At 63.1% G+C, this 3,782-nt stretch carries 4 protein-coding genes; 2 read left to right on the forward strand and 2 right to left on the reverse strand.

From position 1 onward, the window contains the following. The first annotated feature begins 115 nt into the window (after positions 1 to 115). Positions 116 to 895 carry a TSUP family transporter gene (locus ACRESD_RS21170; protein ID WP_431752690.1) on the forward strand — a complete coding sequence of 260 codons (780 nt, stop codon included), beginning with the start codon at positions 116 to 118 and terminating at the stop codon, positions 893 to 895. Here ACRESD_RS21170 and nudC read toward each other — a convergent pair. Both nudC and ACRESD_RS21180 read right to left on the reverse strand, forming a co-directional pair. Then, entirely contained in the window at positions 863 to 1,696 is an 834-nt protein-coding gene (gene nudC, locus ACRESD_RS21175) for an NAD(+) diphosphatase (protein ID WP_431752691.1), read from the reverse strand. The genes ACRESD_RS21170 and nudC overlap by 33 nt on opposite strands. Positions 1,697 to 1,701: 5 nt before the next feature. After that, positions 1,702 to 2,514, reverse strand: a complete 813-nt coding sequence (locus tag ACRESD_RS21180) for a crotonase/enoyl-CoA hydratase family protein (protein WP_431752692.1) — start codon at positions 2,512 to 2,514, stop codon at positions 1,702 to 1,704. Between the two features lie 192 nt (positions 2,515 to 2,706). Here ACRESD_RS21180 and ACRESD_RS21185 point away from each other — a divergent pair. Further along, the coding region (locus tag ACRESD_RS21185; protein WP_431752693.1) for a chloride channel protein at positions 2,707 to 3,782 on the forward strand (1,076 nt) is incomplete at its 3' end.

The raw sequence follows: 3,782 nt of genomic DNA on the forward strand, positions 1-3,782 counted from the left end.
TGACTGACACACTGCATTCGCGAGCAAGCCCGCTCCCACATTTGGATTTACGATCACCTGGCGAGTAAGATGACGGCCTTTCGCTTAGCGCCCTGCCAATAATAAGCCCCTGCCCATGCCCTTCGAACTCAGCGTTGACCTCACCACCCTCGCCATTCTCGCCGTCGTGGCCTTTATCGCCGGTTTCATCGACGCCATCGCCGGCGGCGGCGGCCTGCTCACCACGCCGGCCCTGCTCACCGCCGGCATGCCACCTCACCTGGTACTGGGCACCAACAAACTCAGCTCGACCTTTGGCTCGGCCACCGCGAGTTTCACGTTCTATCGACGCAAGCTGTTTCACCCACGCCAGTGGGTGCACGCCATTGTGGGCACACTGGTCGGCGCGTTGACCGGCGCGGTGGTTGCCCATTACCTGCCCGCCGAAACCCTGAACAAAATGCTCCCGGTGATCGTGTTCGCCTGTGGTGTGTACCTGCTGTTCGGCGGCACCCCCAAGGCGCCGTTGGATGCCGACGCGCCGATCAAGAAGAAATGGCAAGCCACCCAAGGTTTCGGCCTGGGCTTCTATGACGGCGTGGCCGGGCCCGGCACTGGCGCGTTCTGGACGGTGAGCACCATGCTGCTGCACCCGATCGACCTGGTGAAAGCCAGCGGCGTGGCACGCAGCATGAACTTCGTCAGCAACGCGGCGGCGCTGACGGTGTTCATCATCAATGGTTCGGTGGACTGGATCGTCGGCCTGGCCATGGGCCTTTCGGTGATGTGCGGCGCGTTCTTTGGCGCACGCAGCGCGATCAGCGGCGGCGCCAAGTTCATTCGGCCGGTGTTTATCACCGTGGTCCTCGGACTGACAGTGCGCCTAGCCTGGCAGCACTGGTTCAGCGTGGCCTAGACGGCGCGCCAGATAGAGGTCGATGAGGTAACGCGCAATCGAGCGTGACGCCGGCAATGGCGGCAGGTCGTGGATGCTGAACCACTGCGCGTCTTCGATCTCGTCGGCCTGGGGCACGATATCGCCCCCGGCGTACTCGGCGTGGAACCCCAGCATCATCGAATGGGGGAACGGCCAGCACTGGCTGCCCACGTACTGGATGTTCTTGACCTCCACCTGCACTTCTTCGCGTACCTCGCGAACCAGACAGTCTTCGGCCGACTCTCCCGGCTCGGCAAACCCGGCCAGGGTGCTGTAGACGCCCGTGACAAAACGCGGCGAACGCGCCAGCAGGATCTCATCGCCACGGGTCACCAGCACAATCATGCTCGGCGAAATCCGCGGGTAGCTGCGCAGGTCACAGGCCTGGCAGTACATCGCCCGCTCCCGTGGCACCTGGACCATGGCCTGGCCACAACTGCCGCAAAACCGATGCTCCCGCGCCCAGGTGCCGATCTGCGCGGCGTAACCCAGCACTTTGTACAAGGTGTGGTCGCCTTGCAACATGAAGCCGCGCAAGCCCTGCCAGCTGCAACCCGGCACTTCAGCCGCCGCATTGAGTTCCAACAAATACACCGGCTCACCGTCAAGGTGGCCGATGCCGTGTTCGGCGAACACCGACAGCTCCTGGCGCTTGAGCCATTCCCGGGGGAACAGCGGGCCATTGGTATCGTGCAAAAAGCCGTCGCGGCTACGGGCAACAGCCCAGCCACCCGGCGTTTCGTTGTCGAGCAGGGTTGTGGTAATCCAGCCTGGGGTCATGTCAGTCAATCCACGAATTCGGGTTTCTGCTTACTCATATGGGCCGCGATGGCCACGCGCAGGTCGTTGGATTGCAACATAGCCGAGTTCCAGGTGGCAACGTATTCCAAGCCATCATTGACCGTATGGTCACGCATGTAGCTGATCATGGCTTTAGTGCCGGTCACGGCAATCGGTGACTTGGCGGCGATTTCATGGGCGATGTCCAACACACCGGCCAGCAGGCTTTCCTGATCGGCATACACACGATTGACCAGGCCGATGCTGCGCGCTTCCTCGGCGCCGAACTGACGCCCGGTGTAAGCCAGTTCACGCAGCATGCCGTCGCCGATAATGCGCGGCAGGCGTTGCAAGGTGCCGACGTCGGCGGCCATGCCGATGTCGATTTCCTTGATGGAAAATTGCGCCCCTTCGGCCGCGTAGCGCATATCGCAGGCGCTGATCAGGTCGATGGCGCCGCCGATGCAGTAACCCTGGATCGCCGCCAGCACCGGCTTGCGGCAGTTGTCGACGGCATTGAACGAGGCTTGCAGTTCGAGGATCTTGCGGCGCAGCAGGCGTGCGTTGCGGCCCACGTCCTTGCCGAACTCGTTGGCCACCGATGCAAGCATCATCAAGTCGATGCCAGACGAGAAATGCTTGCCGGCACCGCTGAGCACCACGGCACGTACGGCGTCGGTCTCTTCGACCCACTGGAAGATATCGATGATCTCGGTCCAGAACGCGGCATTCATCGCGTTGATCTTTTCCGGGCGGTTGATCTGCACATGGGCAACGTTGCCGATGAGTTCGACGACGAAAGCTTGGTATTCGGACATGGCAGTGATCCCTGACTGGCGAGTGATAAGGCCCGAACTATAACAAGGGTGTATGACGGCGCATCGGCCAAAAACGGGACTGCCAAAAGTAATGGGATGTTGTGGGCGTGCTGTTCATGCAGCGGCGATACATTTCACCCCGAAGGCCCGGCTTATCGGCTATACAATCAGGGCCCTTGCCTGGAGCCGCCTATGCCGTCCACGTTTCGTTCGTCGCTGATTCTGGCCCTGGTGGTCGCACTGACCGGCATTGGTGCGGGCCTGGGCGGGATGCTCCTGGCCTTGCTGCTGCACGGCATTCAACACCTGGCGTACGGTTACAGCCTCGACAGCCTGGTCAGCCATGAAACCTTTTTGTGGGGCGTGACCGCCGCCGCGCCGGAACGCCGTTTGCTGGTGCTGATGGTGTGCGGTGCAGTCGCCGGGTTGGGCTGGTGGACGATCTATCGCTACGGCCGTCCATTGGTGAGCATCAAGCAAGCGGTATCGGAAAAGATGCCGATCATGCCGCCCAAGACCACCCTCGCCCATGCGCTCTTGCAGATCATCACAGTGGCCCTCGGTTCCCCCTTGGGCCGTGAGGTGGCCCCCCGCGAGGTCGGCGCGCTGGCCGCCACATGGTTGTCCCAACGGGCGCGGCTCGAGCCGCATATGCACCGACTGATCGTTGCTTGTGGTGCGGGTGCCGGGCTGGCGGCGGTCTATAACGTGCCGTTGGGCGGCGCGGTGTTTGTGCTGGAAGTGCTGGTGGGTGCCTTCAGTTGGCCAGCGGCGCTGATGGCATTGGCCACTTCAGCGATTGGTACGGCGGTGGCGTGGATCGGGTTGGGCGCGGAAGCGCAGTACGTGGTGCCGAATTTTGTGCTGAGCCCGGCACTGATCGCCTGGGCCGTGGTGTGCGGACCGGTGTTCGGCGTGGCCGCCTATGGTTTTACCCGCTTTACCGGCGCCGCCAGGGCCAATGCGGCACGCGGCTGGCGCCTGCCGGTGCTGGCGTTGATCAACTTCACCCTTATCGGTGGTCTGGCCATGTGGCTGCCGCAGATCCTCGGCAATGGCAAAGGCCCGGCGCAGTTGGGCTTCGACAATGAACTGACCATCGGCCTGGCCGCCCTTCTGTTGGTGGCCAAGGTGCTGGTCACCGCCGCCAGCCTGCGCGCGGGCGCCGAGGGGGGCCTGCTGACGCCGGGCCTGGCCATTGGTGCCTTATTGGCAATCATCCTCGGCGGCGCCTGGAGCCTCGCGCTCCCCGGCGTGCCCCTGGGCGC

The organism is Pseudomonas sp. (assembly GCF_050739995.1).
Classification (GTDB): domain Bacteria; phylum Pseudomonadota; class Gammaproteobacteria; order Pseudomonadales; family Pseudomonadaceae; genus Aquipseudomonas.

Excerpts from the sequence above, each read along its gene's own strand:
- ACRESD_RS21170 (WP_431752690.1), top strand. The coding sequence starts at position 116 with ATGCCCTTCGAACTCAGCGTTGACCTCACCACCCTCGCCATTCTCGCC.
- nudC (WP_431752691.1), bottom strand. The coding sequence starts at position 1,696 with ATGACCCCAGGCTGGATTACCACAACCCTGCTCGACAACGAAACGCCG.
- ACRESD_RS21180 (WP_431752692.1), bottom strand. The coding sequence starts at position 2,514 with ATGTCCGAATACCAAGCTTTCGTCGTCGAACTCATCGGCAACGTTGCC.